Genomic DNA, 18,470 nt, shown 5'->3' with positions numbered 1-18,470 from the left:
TCTGGCTACACCTGTCACCAGAATGGGCCGGGAGTGCGGCATGCCATCGAAGACCAACATCATCGCGGCGCGGTTCGAGCGGGCCTTCGACGCCGACATCCGCTCCAGGTTCTTCCGCGGGCTGGAGTTCGCGGGTCCGGAGGGCGACCCTGGCTGGTTCGGGCCCGGCAGCGCGGTCTGGTACGTCCACTCGCACCTGCCGACCCTGCTGCTCGGCCTGGTCGGGGCCGCCTACATCGAGGGCCTGGACCCGAGCATCAGCTGGATGGCCTACGACCACTCCCGCATCCCCGAGCGCGTCGACGGCGTCCCGACCGGCGGCATCGACCCCGAGGGCGCGGCCGTGCGGCTCGGGCACTCCCTCTCGTTCTTCATCGGGACGGCCTACGGCTCCACCGCGACGGCCGAGCGCCTCGCCCGGACCGTCCGCGCCATGCACCACACGGTGAAGGGCACCCGTCCGGACGGGCTCGCCTACGACGCCGACGACCCCGAATGGCTGCGCTGGAACTACGCGACCGTGGTGTGGGGGCTGGCGACCGCGCACGAGCGCTACCACCGCCGCCCGCTCAAGGGCGACGACCTGGAGCGGTACTACCGCGAGTTCGTCCGCGTCGGCGAGGCCCTCGGAGGGACGGACCTGCCCGCCACCAAGGCGGACGTGGCCGAGTGCCTGGAGTCCTACCTGCCGCGCCTCGCGATCACCCCGATCAAGGCGTTCGGGACGGGGCCCAACCTGCGCGACAGCAAGACCAAGCCGTGGGAGCCCGGCAGCCCGTTCATGGACTGGGCGGCCCGCGACATGCTGCCGGAGTGGGCGCGCAAGCTCGCCCTCTACCAGCCGCCCAACCCGGTGACGCTGCGGCTGCGCCGGACGACGCTGTGGGTCGTCCTCAACGCCCTGCACGACGCCACCGGCCCCCTGCCGGAGTTCCGCCAGGCGCGGGCGCGGGTCGCGGCGGGCGTGTCGGCGCCGGTCGCCTCCACCGCGCCGGTCGCTCCCGACCCGGTGCTGTCGCGCGCGGAGGTGGAGGCCGGCGCCTGACCCCGGTTCCCGGACGCGGCGTGCGGGAAAGCGATCGACAGGGCCCACCCCCTCGCCCCGGACGGTAACCGAATGCCATTCTGGTGTTCTGGACAGGACGGAAGCCTGGAGGGGCCATGGCGATCGCCATCAGCGACGAACACCGCGAGCTGGCACGGACGGCGCGCTCGTTCCTGCGCGACCAGGAGGCGCGGGCGGCGAACCGCGCGCTGCTGGACGCCGAGAAGGAGACCCTGCCCGCCTTCTGGGCGGAGTTCGCCGCGCTGGGACTGCTCGGCCTGCACCTTCCCGAGGAGCACGGCGGCGGGGGAGCGGGCCTGCCGGAGCTGGTCGTGGTCGCCGAGGAGCTCGGCCGCGCCGCCGCGCCCGGCCCGATGCTGCCGACGATGATCGCGTCCGCCGTCCTCGCCGCGTCGGGCGACGGGGAGCGGCGGGCCCGCCTCCTGCCCGGCCTCGCGTCGGGCGCGACCCCGGCGGCCCTCGGGCTGGACGGCGCGCTCACCGTGACCGGCGGCGCCGCGACCGGGGACGCGGGCGTCGTGCTGGGCGGCGGCCTCGCGGAACTGCTCGTCCTGCCCGCCGGCGACGACATGGTCGTCGTGCGGGCCGACGCGCCGGGCGTCGCGGTCGAGGTGCCCGGCAACCTGGACCCGTCCCGCCGCTCCGCCCGCGTGCGGCTGGACGGCGCCGCCGTGGAGGTGCTCGCCGGGGCCCGCGCCCGCGCGACCGCCGTCGCCCGGACGCTGATGTCGGCCGAGGCGGTCGGCGGCGCGCTGGAGTGCGTCGAGACCGCCACCGCGTACGCCAAGGTGCGGCAGCAGTTCGGGCGGCCGATCGCGACGTTCCAGGCCGTCAAGCACCACTGCGCGAACATGCTCGTCGCCGCGGAGCTGGCCACGGCCGCGGTGTGGGACGCGGCGCGGGCCGCGTCCGGCCCGCCCGACCAGTTCGAGCTGGCCGCGGCCGTGGCGGCGGCGCTGGCCCTGCCCGCCTTCACCTCCAACGCGGGCCTGAACATCCAGGTGCACGGCGGCATCGGCTTCACCTGGGAGCACGACGCGCACCTGCTGCTGCGCCGCGCCGCGACGCTGGAGGCCGTCGCCGGGCCGCACGCCGCGGAGCGGGACGTGACCCGGCTGCGGGCGGCCGGGGTCGCCCGGGAGGCGAGCCTCGACCTGCCGCCCGAGGCCGAGGCGCGGCGCGCGGAGATCCGGGCGCTGGCCCGGGAGATCGCCGCGCTGCCCGAGGCCGAGCAGCGCGAGAGGCTGATCGAGACCGGCTACGTCCAGCCGCACTGGCCGCGCCCCTGGGGCGTGGCGGCGAGCGCCGGGCTGCAACTGGTCATCGAGGACGAGTTCCGCGCGGCGGGCGTGAAGCGCCCGCAGCTCGGCATCACCGGCTGGGTGATCCTCACGCTCGTCCAGCACGGCACGCAGGACCAGATCGACCGGTGGGTGCGCCCCGCGCTCACCGGCGAGGAGGTCTGGTGCCAGCTGTTCAGCGAGCCCGAGGCCGGGTCGGACGCGGCCGCCGTCAGGACCCGCGCCGTGAAGGTGGACGGCGGCTGGCTCGTCAACGGCCAGAAGGTGTGGACGAGCGGCGCCCAGTACTGCCGCTGGGGCTTCGCCACCGTCCGCACCGACCCCGACGCGCCGAAGCACTCCGGGGTCACGATGGTCGTCGTCGACATGCACCACCCGGGCGTGGAGGTCCGGCCGCTGCGCCAGACGACCGGGACCTCCGACTTCAACGAGGTGTTCTTCTCCGACGTGTTCGTCCCGGACGCCGACGTCGTCGGAGCCCCCAACCAGGGCTGGACGGTCGCCCGCGCCACCCTCGGCAACGAGCGGGTCAGCATCGGCGGTGGTGTCGGCGGCCCGCCGGGACCCGACGTGTTCCGGCTCTACGCCGAGCACGGCGACCGCGTTCCGGCGGCGGCCGAGCGCGTCGGCGCGTACGCCGCCGAGGAGCAGGCGCTGCGCCTGCTCAACCTGCGGTCGGCCGAGCGCGCGGTCGCGGGCGGCGAGCCGGGCCCCGAGGGCAACATCACCAAGCTCGTCCTCGCCGAGCACGGCCACGCCACCGCCGCGCTCCTCGCCGAGTTCGCCGGGCCGCAGGTCGCGTTCACCGACGGCCTCGGCCAGTTCGCGGGCCTGATGCGCCTCGGGTCGCGCGGCATGTCCATCGCGGGCGGCACCTCCGAGATCACCCGCAACCAGATCGCCGAGCGCATCCTCGGCCTGCCCCGCGACCCGCTGATCCGCTAGGACGGCACGGCCCCGGCGCCGCGGCGCCGGGGCCGGACCCGCGTCAGGACCGGCGGCGGTTCCCCGCCTCCAGGGACGGGTTGCCGGTCCCGTGCCGGATGCCGGCCATGTCGGTACCGGGCGGGACGACCTCGTCGATGGCGTCGAGGGTGGCGGCGTCGAGCCGGACGTCGGCGGCGCCGAGCAGGTCCTCCAGCTGCGCCATCGTCTTCGGCCCGATGATCGTCGAGGTGATGGCCGGGTGCTCGGCCACGAAGCCGAGGGCCAGGTGGGTCAGCGAGAGGCCCGCCCCCTCGGCGATCTTGGTGAGGCGCTCCACGGCGTCGTAGCGGGCCGAGGCGCTGGGGTCGACGTCGACCGTGCGGCCCGCCCACGCCGAGTTCTCCGACGGCGCGAAGCGGGCGCCCTCGGGGGCCTGCTCGCCGCGCCGGTACTTGCCGGTGAGCCAACCGCCGGCGAGCGGGCTCCACGGGATGACGCCCATGCCGTGCCGCCGCGCCGCGGGCAGCATCGACTCCTCGATCGACCGCGAGAAGATCGAGTACTGCGGCTGCTCGCAGACGAACCGGACGCCGCCCCGGCGCTCGGCGGCCCACTGCGCCTCGACGATCCAGTCCGCGGGGAACGACGACGACCCGACGTAGAGCACCTTGCCCTGGCGGACGAGGTCGGTCAGCGCGTCGAGGGTCTCCTCGAGGTCGGTCTCCCAGTCGCGGCGGTGCATCTGGTACAGGTCGATGCGGTCGGTGCCGAGGCGGCGCAGGCTGTCCTCCACGGCGCGGACGATGTAGCGCCGCGAGCCGCCCCGCGAGTTGCGCTCCTCGCCGAGGGGGAAGAAGAACTTCGAGGCGAGGACGACGTCGTCCCGGCGGCCCTTGAGGGCCTTCCCGACGATCTCCTCGCTCTCACCGGCCGAGTACATGTCGGCGGTGTCGATGAAGTTGATCCCGGCGTCCAGCGCCCGGTGGATGATGCGTTCGGAATCGGCGTGGTCGGGGTTGCCGACGGCGCCGAACATCATCGCGCCGAGGGTCTGGGTGCTGACCTCGACGCCGGTACGGCCGAGCTTGCGGTACTGCATGCGTGCTCCTCGTCAGTCGCTCGCGCAGAAGGCTAGGTGCTGGAGCGCGCTCCAGGTCAAGGCCCTGCCGTCGCCTCGTCGAGCCAGTCGTACCAGGCGTCCAGGCCGTCGCCGCGGGTCGCCGAGACGGGCAGCACGCGCAGCCCGGGGCACAGCCGGCGGGCCGCGTCCCGGCAGGCGTCCACGTCGAAGTCGACGTGCGGCAGCAGGTCGGTCTTGTTGAGCAGCAGGACGTCCGCGCCGCGGAACATGTGCGGGTACTTCAGCGGCTTGTCGTCGCCCTCGGTGACGGACATGAGCACGACGCGGGCCCGCTCGCCGAGGTCGAACAGCGCCGGGCAGACGAGGTTGCCGACGTTCTCGACGAACACCGTGGATCCGTCCGGCGGGGCCAGCGCGGCCAGCGCGCCGGCCACCATCGCGGCGTCGAGGTGGCAGCCGGCGCCCGTGTTGACCTGGACGGTCCGGGCCCCGGCGGCGGCGAGGCGCCGCGCGTCCAGCAGCGTCTCCTGGTCGCCCTCGATCACCGAGATCGGGCGGTCCCGGCTCAGGTCGGCGACGGTGCGCTCCAGCAGCGTCGTCTTCCCCGAACCGGGGGAGCTCATCACGTTGAGCGCGGCGATGCCGCGTTCGGCCAGCCACGCCCGGTTCCGGCCGGCCAGGTCGTCGTTGCGGGCCAGCACCTTCTGGCCCAGCGTCACGACGTGCCCGTCCTCGTGCCCATGCCCATGCCCGGGGACCGGGTCGTGGACGTGGATGCGCCCGGCGGCGTGGCCGGGGCCGTCCCCTGGGGCCGTCAGGGTCGTCAGGCGCGCGGCGTCCTCGCCGTCGCAGCCGCAGGTCTCACACATCGTCGGCGACCTCCACCGCTTTGATCGTCAGGTCGGCGCCGCCGCTGATCACCACGTCGGCGCTGCCGCACGGGCACATCGCGAGCGGGTCGCGCGCGGGGAACGAGACCCCGCAGGCGGCGCAGTCGCCGACGCCCTCCGGCTCGGTGATGTCGAGCCGCGCGCCCTCGACGCACGTCCCCTCGCCGGCCAGTTCGAAGCAGAATCGCACCGCGTCCGGCATGACTCCGGAAAGTCTCCCTATTTCGAGGTGGACCACCACCACCCGCGAATCGGGCAATTGGGTGGAAATTGCCGCGATGACGCTCTCCGTCACGGCCAATTCGTGCACGCGCCCTCCCGGCCCGCTTCCATTGTCCCAGCGCCGTTCTGCTGCCCCGATCTTCCCAGCTCAAACGGTGTGTTTACCGAATCGGGGAAACGGCTTGAGGGGCTTTTCGGGCGGTGTTTCGCGCCGTTCCCGCAGGGCAACCGCATGGGTGATGACCTTCAGCCGGTCGAGGGGGGAAGCGATGACGAGCGCGGCTCCGGCGCAACCGCTGACGGACGAGATCCACATTCTGTGGACGTCCGAGGGAATGAGCTGCGACGGGGACACGGTCTCGGTGACCGCGGCCTCGCTGCCGAGCATCGAGGACGTCGTCCTCGGCGCGATACCGGGCCTGCCGAAGGTCCACCTGCACAACAAGGTGCTCGCCTACGAGAACGGCGACGAGTTCATGGAGGCGTTCCGGCAGGCCGCGCGCGGCGAGCTGGCACCCTTCGTCCTCGTCGTCGAGGGCTCGATCCCCAACGAGAACATCAACGGGGAGGGCTACTGGACGTCCATGGGCAACGACCCCGAGACCGGCGAGCCGATCACGCTGAACACGTGGATCGACCGGCTCGCGCCGAAGGCCTGGGCGGTCGTGGCGATCGGGACGTGCGCGACCTACGGCGGCATCCACGCCATGGCGGGCAACCCGACGGGCTGCATGGGCCTCGCCGACTACCTCGGCTGGGACTTCCGCTCCGCGGGAGGGCTGCCGATCGTGAACGTGCCGGGGTGCCCCGTCCAGCCGGACAACTTCATGGAGACGCTGCTCTGGGTGCTGCACCAGGCCGCCGGGCAGGCGCCGGTCATCCCGCTGGACGACAAGCTGCGCCCGACGTGGCTGTTCGGCAAGACCGTGCACGAGGGCTGCGACCGCGCCGCCTACTACGAGCAGGCCGACTTCGCGCGCGACTACAACTCGCCGAAGTGCCAGGTGAAGATCGGATGCTGGGGCCCGGTCGTGAACTGCAACGTCACCAAGCGCGGCTGGATGGACGGCGTCGGCGGCTGCCCCAACGTGGGCGGCATCTGCATCGGCTGCACCATGCCCGGCTTCCCGGACAAGTTCATGCCGTTCATGGACGAGCCGCCCGGGGCGAGCCTGTCCACGACGCTGCTGCGGTCCTACGGGCCGTTCATCCGGAAGATGCGGTCGATCACCAACAAGAGCGCGAACCGGGAGCCGAAGTGGCGCCACAACCGGGAGAGGCTGACCAGCGGCTACCAGCCCCGCTGGCCGCACCAGTGAGCGACGGCCGCGCCGGTGGGCCGCCCCACCGGCGCGGCAGGGCCTGACCAGGAGAGACGCAGGGCCTGACCAGGACAGACACGGACGCAGAACGGCCGCGCCGAGGGACGGCGGCCGGGCGAGGGAACAGGGGCGAGTCATGGAGCGGGGCGAGTCATGAAGCAGGGGACGCAGGCGCGAGGCGAACGGGCCGCCACGCAGGCGGGACTCGTCGAGGTGGCGTTCGACCCGATCACCCGGATCGTCGGCAACCTCGGCATCTACACCAAGATCGACTTCGCGAACGGGCGGGTGGCCGAGTGCCGGAGCACCTCGTCCATCTTCCGCGGCTACAGCGTGTTCATGAAGGGCAAGGACCCGCGCGACGCGCACTTCATCACCAGCCGGATCTGCGGCATCTGCGGCGACAACCACGCGGTCTGCTCCATCTACGCCCAGAACATGGCCTACGGGATCAAGCCGCCGCCGCTCGCCGAGTGGATCGTCAACCTCGGCGAGGCCGCCGAGTACATGTTCGACCACACGCTGTTCCAGGACAACCTGGTCTTCGTCGACTTCTGCGAGCGGATGGTCGCCGAGACGAACCCGGGCCTGCTCGCCACGGCCAAGAACACCGACGCGCCCCGCGGCTCCGTGCACGGCTTCCGCAAGATCGCCGACATCATGTCGGCGTTCAACCCGTTCGAGGGCTCGGTCTACAAGGAGGCCCTCCAGCTCAGCCGCATCACCCGCGAGATGATCTGCCTGATGGAGGGGCGCCACGTCCACCCGTCCACGCTGTACCCGGGCGGCGTGGGGACGGTCGCGACGCCGCAGGTGTTCACCGACTACCTCGTCCGGCTGACGCGCTGCCTCGACTTCGTCAAGCGGGCCGTCGCGATGAACGACGACATCTTCGACTTCTTCCTGGAGGCGCTGCCCGGCTACGACCAGGTGGGCCGGCGGCGGACGCTGCTCGGCTGCTGGGGCGCCTTCCAGAACCCGGACGTGTGCGACTACGACTACCGGCACATGTCGGAGTGGGGGCGGGCCGCCTACGTCACCCCGGGCGTCGTCGTGGACGGGCAGCTCGTCACGACGGACCTCGTCGACATCAACCTCGGCATGCGGATCCTGCTCGGCAGCTCCTACTACGACGACTGGGCCAACGAGGAGACCTTCGTCAAGGAGGACCCGCTCGGCAACCCGATCGACCAGCGGCACCCCTGGAACCAGACGACGCTGCCGAACCCGCAGAAGCGCGACCTCGACGGCGGCAAGTACAGCTGGGTGATGAGCCCGCGCTGGCGCCACCCCGAGACCGGCGACCACCTCGCGCTCGACACCGGCGGCGGGCCGCTCGCCCGGCTGTGGGCGACCGCGCTGGCCGGCGAGGTGGACACCCCGTACGTCCGCTCCACAGGGCACAGCGTGCAGATCGACCTGCCGAAGACCCCCGGCATGCCGGAGGTCAACCTGGAGTGGAAGCCGCCGCAGTACGCCAACACGATCGAGCGCGACCGGGCCCGCGCCTACTTCATCGCCTACGCGGCGGGGATGGCGCTGCACTTCGCCGAGAAGGCCCTCGACGAGGTCCGGTCCGGGCGGACGAAGGTGTTCACCGACTTCGACGTCCCGGACGAGGCGATCGGGTGCGGGTTCCACGAGGCGGTCCGCGGCGTGCTGTCGCACCACCTCGTCATCCGCGACGGCAAGATCGCCAACTACCACCCGTACCCGCCGACGCCGTGGAACGCCAGCCCGCGCGACTCCTACGGCACGCCCGGCCCGTACGAGGACGCCGTCCAGGACCAGCCGATCTTCGAGGAGAACGGCCCGGACGACTTCAAGGGCATCGACATCATGCGGACGGTCCGCAGCTTCGACCCGTGCCTGCCGTGCGGCGTGCACATGTACGTCGGCAATGGCCGGACGATCGAGAAGCGGCACTCCCCGATGTTCGGCGCGCAGGAAGGCCACTGATGGGCTGGGACGACGAGCGCGTCCGCGAGCACGTCCAGCGCCTCGAAGGGCTGCTCGACGGGCTCGACCCCGGGGGGCACCAGGCCGTCCAGGCGCTGGTGGAGCTGTACGGGGAGGCCCTCGGGCGGGTCGTGCGGCTCTGCTCGGACGCCTCGACGCTGGCCGGCGACGAGCTGGTCGGCCACCTGCTGGCCATGCACGGCCTGCACCCCGAGGCGCCGGAGGCGCGGGTCCGGCGGGCCCTCGCCGCGCTGGAGGGGTTCCTGGCCAAGCACCGCACGACCGTGGAGCTGACCGGGACCGACGGGGACGCGGTGCGGCTGCGGGTCGCGACCGAGGGGCGCGCCGCCGCGCCGCGCCCGGTGCTGGACGCCGTGGAGCGGGCGGCCCTCGCCGCGGCGCCGGAACTGGAGCGGGTCGAGATCGAGGCGCCCGCGCCGGAGAAGGTGCTGATCACCCTGGACCAGGTGCGGAGCCGCGCATGACGCCGGAGCTCCGCACGCCGAGGCTGGCCGCGCTGGCCTCGGCTCCGCCTCGCCCGGTGCCGCCGCCGGCCGGGGCCGCGGAGCGGTGCGAGCTGTGCGCCGCACCGCTGCACGACGCGCACCGGCACCTGCTCGACCTGGAGAAGGGCGAGCTGCTGTGCGCGTGCGGGGCGTGCAGCGTCCTGTTCGACGGCCAGGCGGCGGGCGGACGCCACTACCGGCTGATCCCGGACCGGCGGCGCGAGCTGACCGGCTTCCGCCTGGACGGCCCGCTCTGGGCCGGTCTCGGCATCCCGGTCGACCTCGCCTTCTTCTCCGTCTCCGGGACGGGCGAGGTCACGGCCCGCTATCCCAGCCCGGCGGGGGCGCTGCACGCGGACGTCCACGCCGGGAGCTGGCGGCGCCTGGCCGAGGCCAACCCCTTCCTGGCGGAGCTGCGCCCGGACGTGGAGGCGCTCGTCGTGCACCGGGCGCGGGACGCGGCCGAGCACTGGATCCTCCCGATCGACGACTGCTACCGCCTCACCGCGCTGCTGCGCGAGCACTGGACGGGCTTCACCGGCGGCGAGGCGGTCTGGCATCACATCGGCGCGTTCTTCACCGAGTTGAGGACGGCCCAGGCGGCCACCGAGGAGATGAGGGGAACACGATGATCAGAGTGGGGAAGCCCGACGTCTCTCCGGACAAGCCCTCGCACACGCGGGGCGTCCGCGAGGGCAACCAGACGGGCAACTACGACAAGCAGGTCGGGCATCTGCCCGACGGCACGTCCACCGCGGCCCGCTCGACGGGGATCAACCCGGAGACGCACGGCCCGATCCTCGACTCCATGCCGAACCTTTCCCCAGCATGAGCGCAGCGATCCGGGGGGCGTGGGGGGTCGTCCTCCCTCGAAGGAGCAGAGCATGACCGGGACACCGGAGCTGGGGCTCGATCTGCTCGGCATCGAGCCGGAGGCGTTCGCGGCGACGCCGACGCTGAGCCTGCGGATCGGGCTGCGGCGGCTGGACGGCGGGCCCGTCCAGTGCGTGCTGCTCACCACGACGGTGACGATCGCGGCGGCGCGCCGCGGCTACGACGACGCCGAGCGCGACCGGCTCGCCGGGGTGTTCGGCCCGCCGGAGATGTGGGACCGGTCGCTGCGCGGCCTGACCTGGGCGCGGGTCGGCGCCACCGTGCCGACGTTCCGCGGCGCGGCGGAGGCGACGCTGTCCCTGCCGTGCGGGCACGACATGCAGGTCGCGGCCGACCGGTACCTGCACGCGCTCGGCGGCGGCGACGTCCCGCTCGACCTGGCCTTCAACGGGACGGTCTTCTATCCCGGCGAGGACGGCGCGCTGCGCACCGGGCAGATCCCGTGGCATCACGAGGCCACCGGCGACCTGCCCCTCCAGGTGTGGCGGGACCTCATGGGCCGCTACTACGGCACCGCCCGCTGGCTGCGGCTGGACGACGACTGCTTCGGCCGTCTGTCGGCCTACCGGGCGCGCCGCGCGCACTCCTCGTTCGACGACACGGTCGACGAACTGCTGCGCCACGCCGAGAAGCGACGCGAGGAGGAAGAGTGGACCGTTTAAGGGCGATAGCGGACACCGTCCTCTACGAGGGGTACCTCCTCTGGCCGTACCGCCGGTCCGCCTTGAAGAACCGGCAGCGCTGGACGATCGGGGGCGTCTACCCGCGCGGCTACGCCGAACGGAACCGCGACCACTGGACGGTCCACGCCGAGTTCCTCCTCGAAGCCGGGCCCGGCGCGGACGTCGAGGTCACGCTGCGGTTCCTGCACGCGGTGCACCGCCAGGTGATGCACGGTGACAGTCCCGTGGACGAGATCCGCGTCGGCGACGAGATCTGCACCACCTGGCAGGAGGCCCGGGAACGGGAGTTCTCCAGCGGCCCGATCGCGGTCGAGCGCCTCGTGCGCGCTCCCGTCCAGGTCCCCATCGAGGCGGCCGCGGGCACCGAGGAGGAGCCCGTTGACGGCAAGGCGTCGTGCAGCGGCGGCGGTGTGCGGTTCGTCCGGTCGTGGGGGCGGGTGAACGGGCGCGTGGAGGTCTCGGCCGTGCCCGCCGGGGACGGCGTGGTGCGGCTGCGCGTCGAGGTCGTCAACACGGGCGCCGCCGATGAGCGCGAGGACGCCGTCCGCGCCGGGATGCTGTGCGCGCATGTCGTGGCGCACACGGGCGGCGGCGCGTTCGTCTCGCTCACGGATCCGCCGGAGCGGCTCGCGGAGGCCGCGGCCGGGTGCGGCAAGGACGGCCTGTGGCCGGTGCTCGCCGGGGAGCCGGGCAGCCGCGACACCGTCCTCGCGGCGCCGATCGTCCTCTACGACTGGCCGCAGGTGGCGCCGGAGAGCCCCGGTGACCTGTTCGACGGGACGGAGATCGACCAGCTGCTGATCCTCAGCGTGCTCAGCCTCACCGAGGACGAGCGGCGGGAGGTGGCGGCGACGGACCCGAAGGCGCGGCGGATCCTGGAGCGGTGCGGCGCGCTGTCGACCGGTGAGCTGCTCGCGCTGCACGGGACCCTGCGGGATCCGCGGAGGGACGTCTGGTGAGCGGGGAAGGCGAGAGCGCGGGCGGGCGGGGGACGGCTCCGGGGAGCCGGGTCCGGCTGCGGCCCCGCGGCGGCGCGGACATCTTCGACCTGGCGCTCCTCGGGCGCACCGCCGTCGTCGAGCGCGTCGAGGAGGACATGGAGGGCGGGGTGCACCTGGTCGTCGCGCTGGACGACGACCCGGGCCGCGACCTCGGCCCCTACAACCAGCTCGGGCACCGCTTCTTCGTCCGGCCGGACGAGGTCGAGCCGCTGCCCGGTGAGGCGCCGTCCCGCACGGTGCTCGTCGCGGGGATCGGGAACGTCTTCCACGGCGACGACGGGTTCGGCGTGGAGGTCGTCCGGCGGCTGCGGGCCCGTCCCCGGCCGCCCGGCGTGGACGTGGTCGACTTCGGCATCCGCGGCCTCGACCTCATGTACGCGCTTGGCGACGGGTACGAGGCGGCGGTCCTGGTCGACGCGGCGGAGCGCGGTCACGCGCCCGGCACCGTGTCGCTGGTCGAGCCTGGGCCGGACGACTTCGGCGGCGTCGCCGTCGACGCGCACGGCCTCGACCCGGCGCGGGTGCTGCGGCTGGCCCGGGACAACGGCCGGGTCCCGCCGCGCATCCTGCTCGTCGCGTGCGAGCCGTCGGCGCGGACCACGGACGCCACCTGGGAGATGAGGCTCAGCGCGCCGGTCGCCGCGGGGGTCGAGGAGGCCGCCGCGCTGGTCGAGCGGCTGCTGGCGGAGGAATTCACGCAGGAACTCGCGCAGGAGGGAGCGGGGGGATGAACAAGAAGAAGCACTGCGGCCCGGGCGCCGTCCGGCCGGGCGCCGTCCGGCTGATGCTCGGGCTGGTCGCGGTCGTCGCGATCGCGGCGATCGTCAAGGAGATGCCGGCGCTGCGGCGGTACCTCAAAGCCGAGTCGATGTGATCGGGGACGCGGAGCGGACGCTCATGACGACGATCGAGCGGCGGCTCGTCGGCCATCTGAAGGACGCGCACGCGCTCCAGGAGCACGCCGAGGCCGCGCTGAGCGAGATGCTGACCGCGGCGGCGGACGAGCCGGAGCTGCGCCGGCCGCTCGGCCACTACGCCGAGCGGTCGCGGGCGTACACCAGGGCGATCGAGGCGCGGCTGCACGCGCACGGGTCGTCCCCGAGCATCGCGCGCGACGCCGGGACGCTGCTGGCGTCGGTGCTGGAGGGCGGCATCGGCCACGGCCACCGCGACCCCGTGAAGCACATGCGGGACGCCTACGTCGCCGTCCACCTGCAGATCGCGGCGGGCGAGACGCTGCGGCGCCTCGCCGACCGCGCCGGGGACGGCGAGACGGCGGGGATCGCGGCGGCGATGTGCGAGGACGCCCACGCGATCTCGCACGAGCTGTCGGACCGCTGGGACCTCGCCGTGGACATGTCGCTGCGCGCCCGGCACGCCCCGCCCGCGGGGGACGGCCGGTGACCGCCGCCGTGACGGAGGTGTTCCGGCGCCGCGCCGCGCCGGGCGCCGCGCTCGCCGGGGAGGCGGGCGCCATCGCCGCGGCCTGCCACGCGATGGCGGCCCGCTTCCACGCCGGGGGACGCCTGCTCACCTTCGGGACCGGCGCCGCGGCGACCGACGCGCAGCACGTCGCGGTCGAGTTCGTGCACCCGGTGATCGTCGGCAAGCGGGCGCTGCCCGCGCTGTCGCTCACCGGCGACGTCGCGACGCTCACCGGCGTCGGCGCCGGCGCGGGGTTCGACGAGGTGTTCGCCCACCAGGTCCGCTGCTTCGGCGGCCCGGACGACATCGCGTTCGGGATCTCGCCGGACGGCCGCTGCGGCAGCGTCCTGCGCGCCATGGAGTGCGCCCGGGACCGCGGCATGCTGACGGTCGCGCTGGCGGGCGGGGACGGGGGGGCGCTCGCCGGGACGGTCGAGCACCTGGTCACCGTGCCGTCCGGCGACCCGCGCGTCGTGAAGGAGGTGCACGTCACCGCGTACCACGTGCTGTGGGAGCTGGTGCACGTGTTCCTGGAGCAGCCGGGCGTGCTCGGCCAGGAGGTGACGGCGTGAGCGGGTGCACGGGCGACCACTGCGTGACCTGCGCGGACGAGGCCGTCCCGGTCGTCGTCGCGCGGCTGCTCGGCGACGGCCTCGCGGACGTCGACGTCGGCGGCGGGCGGCTCGAACGGGTCAGCGTGGCGCTGGTGGACGCCGGGGTCGGCGACACCGTGCTCGTCCACGCCAAGGAGGCGATCGGGGTCGTGGCGACGTGACCGACATGCTCTATCCCTTCCTGTACGCGGGCGGTTCGGGGCTGGACACCCTGCTGGAGGACGTGCGCCGCTCGACGCGTGAGAAGGCCGACGAGATCGTCCGGCTGCGCGAGGCCGTCCTGGAGCGGTACGGCGAGGACCTCGCGGCGTGCGCCGCGCGGATGGCGGGCGCGTTCCGCTCCGGCGGCCGGCTCTTCACGTTCGGCAACGGCGGCAGCTCCACGGACGCGCAGGACGTCGCCGCGCTGTTCCTCAACCCGGGCGGGTCCGCGCGGCCGCTGCCGGCGCTGGCGCTGACGACCGACGTCGCCGTGGTCACCGCGCTGTCCAACGACGTCGGGTTCGAGGTGGTGTTCGCGCGGCAGCTCGCCGCGTTCGGGCGTCCGGGCGACATCGCGCTGGCACTGTCCACCAGCGGGAACTCCGACAACCTGATCGCGGCGCTGCGGGAGGCGGCGCGGCGCGGGATGACGGTGGTCGGGCTCGCCGGATACACCGGGGGGCAGATGGCGGAGACGCCCGGCCTGCACCACCTGTTCACCGTCCCGTCGTCGTCGGTGCACCGCGTCCAGGAGGCGCAGACGACGATCTACCACGCGCTCTGGGAACTGACGCAGCTCGAACTGGCGGGGGAGGCCTTCTGATGTGCCTGGCGATACCGGGCGAGATCGTGGAGATCATGCCGGACCGCCCGGTGGCGAAGGTGGACGTGACCGGCGTCCGGCGGGCGGTGAACATCGCCCTGCTCGACGGGGAGCGGCTCGCCGCCGGCGACTGGGTCCTCATCCATGTCGGGTTCGCGATGTCCAAGATCGACGAGGACGAGGCGCGGGCGACGCTGGCGCTGCTGGAGGGCCTCGGCGAGGCCTACGACGACGAGATCGACGCGCTGCGGGAATCGAGGATCGACTGATGCGCTTCGTCGACGAGTACCGGGACGCGGAGCGGGCGAGGGCGCTCGCGGCCTCGATCACCGCGCTGTGCGAGCCCGGGCGGCACTACAAGTTCATGGAGGTGTGCGGCGGCCACACGCACACCATCTACAAGCACGGCCTGGAGGACTACCTGCCGGAGGGCATCTCGCTGGTGCACGGGCCGGGCTGCCCGGTGTGCGTGATCCCGATGGGGCGGGTGGACGACGCGATCCACATCGCGTCCCAGCCGGACGTCATCATGACGTCGTTCGGGGACATGATGCGGGTGCCGGGCGGCAGGGGGTCGTTCCTGGACGCCAAGGCCGCCGGCGCGGACATCCGGATGGTGTACTCGCCGCTGGACGCGCTGAAGATCGCCGAGCGGAACCCGTCGCGGCGCGTGGTGTTCATGGGGATCGGGTTCGAGACGACCGCGCCGTCCACGGCGATGACGGTACTGCGGGCAGCCGCCGCGGGAACCCGGAACTTCTCGGTGTTCTGCAACCACGTGACGATCCTTCCGGCGATCAAGGCGATCCTCGACTCGCCGGACCTGCGCCTGGACGGCTTCCTCGGCCCGGGCCACGTGTCCACCGTGATCGGCTGCGGGCCCTACTCGTTCATCACCGGCGACTACGGGAAGCCGCTGGTCGTCGCCGGGTTCGAGCCGCTGGACATCCTGCAGTCGGTGCACATGCTGCTGGCCCAGCTCGCCGAGGGCCGCTCGGAGGTCGAGAACCAGTACGGGCGGGTCGTCCCGTGGGACGGCAACCCCCGGGCGCTGGAGGCGATCTCCAAGGTCATGGAGCCGCGGCCGTACTTCGAGTGGCGCGGCCTCGGCTTCATCTCGCACTCCGCGCTCCGGATGAAGGAGGAGTACGCCGCCTTCGACGCCGAACGCGTCTTCGACATCCCGGGCGGTCGGGTCGCCGATCCGAAGGCGTGCCAGTGCGGCGAGGTGCTCAAGGGCGTCCTGAGGCCGTGGGAGTGCAAGGTGTTCGGGACGGCCTGCACGCCGGAGACGCCGATCGGGACGTGCATGGTCTCGTCCGAGGGCGCGTGCGCCGCGTACTACAACTTCGGCCGCTTCACCCGCGAGCGGATCAGCGAGGTCGGACGGGGCGGCGGGGCGGACCGGGCTGGGGAGCCCGGCGGGGTGAGGGAGCCGGTGCGATGACCGTCCGCGAGGAGCAGGTTCTGGAGCGCATCGAGCGCGCGCGGGCCCGCAAGGCCAGGCTCCGCGAGGACACGATCACGCTCGCGCACGGTGCCGGCGGCAAGGCCACCCGCACGCTGGTCGAGGCCGTGTTCCGGGAGTCGTTCGCCAACCCGCTCCTGGACCGGATGGACGACTCGGCGCGGTTCGCGGTGAACGGCGCCGACCTCGCCTTCACCACCGACTGCCACGTCGTGTCGCCGCTGTTCTTCCCCGGCGGCGACATCGGCGACCTGGCCGTCAACGGCACCGTCAACGACCTCGCCGTCTGCGGCGCGAGGCCGCTGCACCTGTCGGCCGGGTTCATCCTCGAGGAGGGCTTCCCCGTCGCCGACCTGCGCCGCGTCACCGAGTCGATGCGGCGCGCGGCGGACGCGGCGGGCGTCGACATCGTCACCGGCGACACCAAGGTCGTCGAGCGCGGGAAGGCCGACGGGTGCTTCGTCACCACCGCCGGCGTGGGGGTCGTGCGGTCCCGGCTGAGCGGGGAGATCCGCCCCGGCGACATCGTGCTGGTGACGGGCCCGGTCGGCGAGCACGGCGTCACGATCATGCTGGCGCGCGGCGAGCTGGACCTGGAGGCCGACGTCGTGTCGGACACCGCGCCGCTGACCTGCCTGCTCGCCGATCTGGCCGACGCGTGCCCGGGCGGTCTGCGCCGGATGCGGGACGCGACCCGGGGCGGCGTGGCGACCGTCCTCAACGAGCTGGCGTCGGACGCCGGGGCCGCCGTGGTGGTGGAGGAGGACGCGATCCCGGTGCGCCCGGCCGTCCGGGGGGCCTGCGAGCTGCTCGGGATCGACCCGATGTACGTCGCGTGCGAGGGCCGCGCCGTGGTCGTGGTCGCCCCCGAGTGCGAGGGGGCCGCGCTGGCGGCGCTGCGGGCGCACCCGCTGGGCGAGGAGGCCGCCGTCATCGGGCGCGTGACGGACGACCCGTCCGGCCTCGTCCTGCTGAAGACGGCCTTCGGCGGCACCCGCATCGTGGACCTGCTGGTCGGCGACCCGCTACCGCGCATCTGCTGACCGGCGCGGCCCGCGGCCGGCGCCGGCGAGCGTGACGAGCAGCGACGCCGCCGTGAGCGCGGCGCCGAACCACAGGACGCTCCTGACGCCCAGGTGGTCGGCGAACAGCCCGCCGAACAGCGCGCCGACCGCGATGGAGGTGTTGTAGGCCAGGGTGTTGAGCGACATCGCGGCCTCGAACGTCTCGGGCGCGGCGGCGAGCGTCATGTTCACCTGGCACAGCTGCCAGGCACCGAAGGACACTCCCCACACGACGAGCAGGACGACCGGCGCGGCCGCCTGGTGCCCGACGGCGAGGAGCAGCAGCAACGAGGCCACGAGGCCCGAGCAGGCGGTGATGAAGGTCGCCCGCAGGTGCCTGGTCGCGGTGTGCCCGGCGATGAAGTTCCCCACGGCGCCCCCGATGCCGTAGGCCATCAGGAGCCCGGTGATGGAGGCGGACGAGGCGCTCGCGCCGTCCTCCATGAACGGCCGCACGAACGTGTACGCCCCGAAGTGGCCGAGGACGAACAGCACCACGGTGACCATCACCGTGCGCAGCCGCACGTTCGTGACCAGGAGGGCGAACACCTCGCGGACGGGGACGGCGTTCCGCGACGGCAGGGACGGGACCACGACGGTGACCGCCAGGAGTACCAGCGCGCTGAGGCCGCTCCAGATGAGGAACGTGGTCCGCCAGCCGGTGAGGTCTTCCAGGAACGTCCCGAGCGGCATGCCCACCACGGCGGCGATCGAGATGCCGGACATCACGACCGCGGCCGCCCTGCTCGCGTGCCGTTCCGGGACGAGGCGCATCGCCATGCTCACGCCGATGGCCCAGAAGACGCCGTTGGCGAAGCCCATGGTGAGCCGCGTGGCGAGGATCAGCGGAAAGGCGGGGGAGAGGGCGGTGACCAGGTTCCCCGCCGCCAGGACCACCAGCAGCGCCGGCAGCAGGACGCGGCGGTCGACGCGCCTGCTCCACGCCACGATGAAGGGCACGCCCAGCCCGGCCGAGACGCCGTACACGGTGACCATCAGCCCGGCGACCCCGACCGAGACCCCGAGGCCGGCGCTCACGGGGGTGAGGATGCCGACGGGCATCAGCTCGGTGGTGAGGAAGGCGAACAGGCTGGCCGTGATCGCCGCGACCCCCAGCCATTCTCGAAGGGCCGAGGGCGGGCGCGCGCCCTGGGCGGCCGCACCGCCTCCGGTCGTCTCGCCGGTCGTCGTGTTCGTGTTCACCCCCGGAGTCTCGCCCCGGCCGGATCAATGAGTCCAACA

General features: G+C 73.3%; 22 protein-coding genes. 18 read left to right on the top strand and 4 right to left on the bottom strand.

From position 1 onward, the window contains the following. The first annotated feature begins 40 nt into the window (after positions 1-40). Together BJY14_RS14405 and BJY14_RS14400 are read left to right on the top strand one after the other, a co-directional pair. The gene (locus tag BJY14_RS14405; RefSeq protein WP_179844081.1) at positions 41-1,045 is read left to right on the top strand and encodes an oxygenase MpaB family protein; all 1,005 of its coding nucleotides are present in this window, start codon (positions 41-43) and stop codon (positions 1,043-1,045) included. Positions 1,046-1,161: 116 nt separating this feature from the next. After that, complete coding sequence (locus BJY14_RS14400; protein ID WP_179844080.1) at positions 1,162-3,312, top strand: acyl-CoA dehydrogenase family protein; 2,151 nt, start codon at positions 1,162-1,164, stop codon at positions 3,310-3,312. 43 nt (positions 3,313-3,355) lie between these two features. Here the strand turns inward: BJY14_RS14400 and BJY14_RS14395 are convergent, their stop codons facing one another. Genes BJY14_RS14395 through BJY14_RS14385 form a run of 3 tightly spaced genes read right to left on the bottom strand, consistent with a single transcriptional unit; the run spans position 3,356 to position 5,560 of the window. Further along, complete coding sequence (locus tag BJY14_RS14395) at positions 3,356-4,393, bottom strand: aldo/keto reductase (protein WP_179844079.1); 1,038 nt, start codon at positions 4,391-4,393, stop codon at positions 3,356-3,358. Positions 4,394-4,449: 56 nt separating this feature from the next. Further along, positions 4,450-5,244 (bottom strand): hydrogenase nickel incorporation protein HypB, encoded by a 795-nt coding sequence (gene hypB, locus BJY14_RS14390; RefSeq protein ID WP_179844078.1) that lies wholly within the window; start codon positions 5,242-5,244, stop codon positions 4,450-4,452. Then, positions 5,237-5,560 (bottom strand): hydrogenase/urease maturation nickel metallochaperone HypA, encoded by a 324-nt coding sequence (locus BJY14_RS14385; RefSeq protein WP_312879219.1) that lies wholly within the window; start codon positions 5,558-5,560, stop codon positions 5,237-5,239. The genes hypB and BJY14_RS14385 overlap by 8 nt, the downstream gene beginning before the upstream one ends. Positions 5,561-5,756: 196 nt before the next feature. On the opposite strand from BJY14_RS14385, the gene BJY14_RS14380 reads away from it, so the two are divergent. From BJY14_RS14380 to hypE, 16 genes are all read left to right on the top strand, one after another. Continuing rightward, complete coding sequence (locus BJY14_RS14380) at positions 5,757-6,806, top strand: NADH-quinone oxidoreductase subunit B family protein (RefSeq protein WP_179844076.1); 1,050 nt, start codon at positions 5,757-5,759, stop codon at positions 6,804-6,806. Positions 6,807-6,962: 156 nt separating this feature from the next. Then, a complete protein-coding gene (locus BJY14_RS14375) occupies positions 6,963-8,768 on the top strand; it encodes a nickel-dependent hydrogenase large subunit (protein WP_179844075.1) in 1,806 nt (601 codons plus the stop codon). Next, positions 8,768-9,253 carry a NifU-related iron-sulfur-binding protein gene (locus BJY14_RS14370; RefSeq protein ID WP_179844074.1) on the top strand — a complete coding sequence of 162 codons (486 nt, stop codon included), beginning with the start codon at positions 8,768-8,770 and terminating at the stop codon, positions 9,251-9,253. Before BJY14_RS14375 ends, BJY14_RS14370 begins: the two co-directional genes overlap by 1 nt. Beyond that, the gene (locus BJY14_RS14365; RefSeq protein ID WP_218905365.1) at positions 9,250-9,906 is read left to right on the top strand and encodes a DUF5947 family protein; all 657 of its coding nucleotides are present in this window, start codon (positions 9,250-9,252) and stop codon (positions 9,904-9,906) included. Before BJY14_RS14370 ends, BJY14_RS14365 begins: the two co-directional genes overlap by 4 nt. Next, positions 9,903-10,106, top strand: a complete 204-nt coding sequence (locus BJY14_RS14360) for a hypothetical protein (protein WP_179844073.1) — start codon at positions 9,903-9,905, stop codon at positions 10,104-10,106. Before BJY14_RS14365 ends, BJY14_RS14360 begins: the two co-directional genes overlap by 4 nt. Positions 10,107-10,158: 52 nt before the next feature. Beyond that, complete coding sequence (locus BJY14_RS14355) at positions 10,159-10,830, top strand: DUF6084 family protein (RefSeq protein ID WP_179844072.1); 672 nt, start codon at positions 10,159-10,161, stop codon at positions 10,828-10,830. Then, positions 10,818-11,810, top strand: coding sequence for a hypothetical protein (locus tag BJY14_RS14350; RefSeq protein ID WP_179844071.1), 993 nt, complete (start codon positions 10,818-10,820; stop codon positions 11,808-11,810). The genes BJY14_RS14355 and BJY14_RS14350 overlap by 13 nt, the downstream gene beginning before the upstream one ends. Further along, complete coding sequence (locus BJY14_RS14345; protein WP_312879217.1) at positions 11,807-12,583, top strand: hydrogenase maturation protease; 777 nt, start codon at positions 11,807-11,809, stop codon at positions 12,581-12,583. The genes BJY14_RS14350 and BJY14_RS14345 overlap by 4 nt, the downstream gene beginning before the upstream one ends. Beyond that, positions 12,580-12,726, top strand: coding sequence for a hypothetical protein (locus tag BJY14_RS14340; protein WP_179844070.1), 147 nt, complete (start codon positions 12,580-12,582; stop codon positions 12,724-12,726). Before BJY14_RS14345 ends, BJY14_RS14340 begins: the two co-directional genes overlap by 4 nt. A gap of 23 nt (positions 12,727-12,749) precedes the next feature. After that, positions 12,750-13,256, top strand: a complete 507-nt coding sequence (locus BJY14_RS14335) for a DUF892 family protein (protein ID WP_179844069.1) — start codon at positions 12,750-12,752, stop codon at positions 13,254-13,256. Beyond that, positions 13,253-13,849 (top strand): SIS domain-containing protein, encoded by a 597-nt coding sequence (locus BJY14_RS14330; protein ID WP_312879216.1) that lies wholly within the window; start codon positions 13,253-13,255, stop codon positions 13,847-13,849. Before BJY14_RS14335 ends, BJY14_RS14330 begins: the two co-directional genes overlap by 4 nt. Then, on the top strand, positions 13,846-14,052 hold the full coding sequence (locus tag BJY14_RS14325; RefSeq protein WP_179844068.1) for a HypC/HybG/HupF family hydrogenase formation chaperone: 207 nt from the start codon (positions 13,846-13,848) through the stop codon (positions 14,050-14,052). Before BJY14_RS14330 ends, BJY14_RS14325 begins: the two co-directional genes overlap by 4 nt. 5 nt (positions 14,053-14,057) lie before the next feature. Beyond that, a complete protein-coding gene (locus tag BJY14_RS14320) occupies positions 14,058-14,696 on the top strand; it encodes a D-sedoheptulose-7-phosphate isomerase (protein WP_179849375.1) in 639 nt (212 codons plus the stop codon). Beyond that, entirely contained in the window at positions 14,696-14,965 is a 270-nt protein-coding gene (locus BJY14_RS14315) for a HypC/HybG/HupF family hydrogenase formation chaperone (protein WP_179844067.1), read from the top strand. Before BJY14_RS14320 ends, BJY14_RS14315 begins: the two co-directional genes overlap by 1 nt. Next, positions 14,965-16,143 carry a hydrogenase formation protein HypD gene (hypD, locus tag BJY14_RS14310; RefSeq protein ID WP_179844066.1) on the top strand — a complete coding sequence of 393 codons (1,179 nt, stop codon included), beginning with the start codon at positions 14,965-14,967 and terminating at the stop codon, positions 16,141-16,143. Before BJY14_RS14315 ends, hypD begins: the two co-directional genes overlap by 1 nt. Then, entirely contained in the window at positions 16,140-17,207 is a 1,068-nt protein-coding gene (hypE, locus tag BJY14_RS14305) for a hydrogenase expression/formation protein HypE (protein ID WP_179844065.1), read from the top strand. The genes hypD and hypE overlap by 4 nt, the downstream gene beginning before the upstream one ends. Here hypE and BJY14_RS14300 read toward each other — a convergent pair. Continuing rightward, complete coding sequence (locus tag BJY14_RS14300) at positions 17,190-18,431, bottom strand: MFS transporter (protein ID WP_312879215.1); 1,242 nt, start codon at positions 18,429-18,431, stop codon at positions 17,190-17,192. The two genes, hypE and BJY14_RS14300, sit on opposite strands and share 18 nt — an antisense overlap. Positions 18,432-18,470 lie beyond the last annotated feature (39 nt).

The sequence above is a fragment of the Actinomadura luteofluorescens genome (genome assembly GCF_013409365.1).
Lineage (GTDB): Bacteria > Actinomycetota > Actinomycetes > Streptosporangiales > Streptosporangiaceae > Spirillospora > Spirillospora luteofluorescens.
Note: the sequence above shows the minus strand (reverse complement) of the source record. Positions and strands in the feature narration are given on the sequence as shown.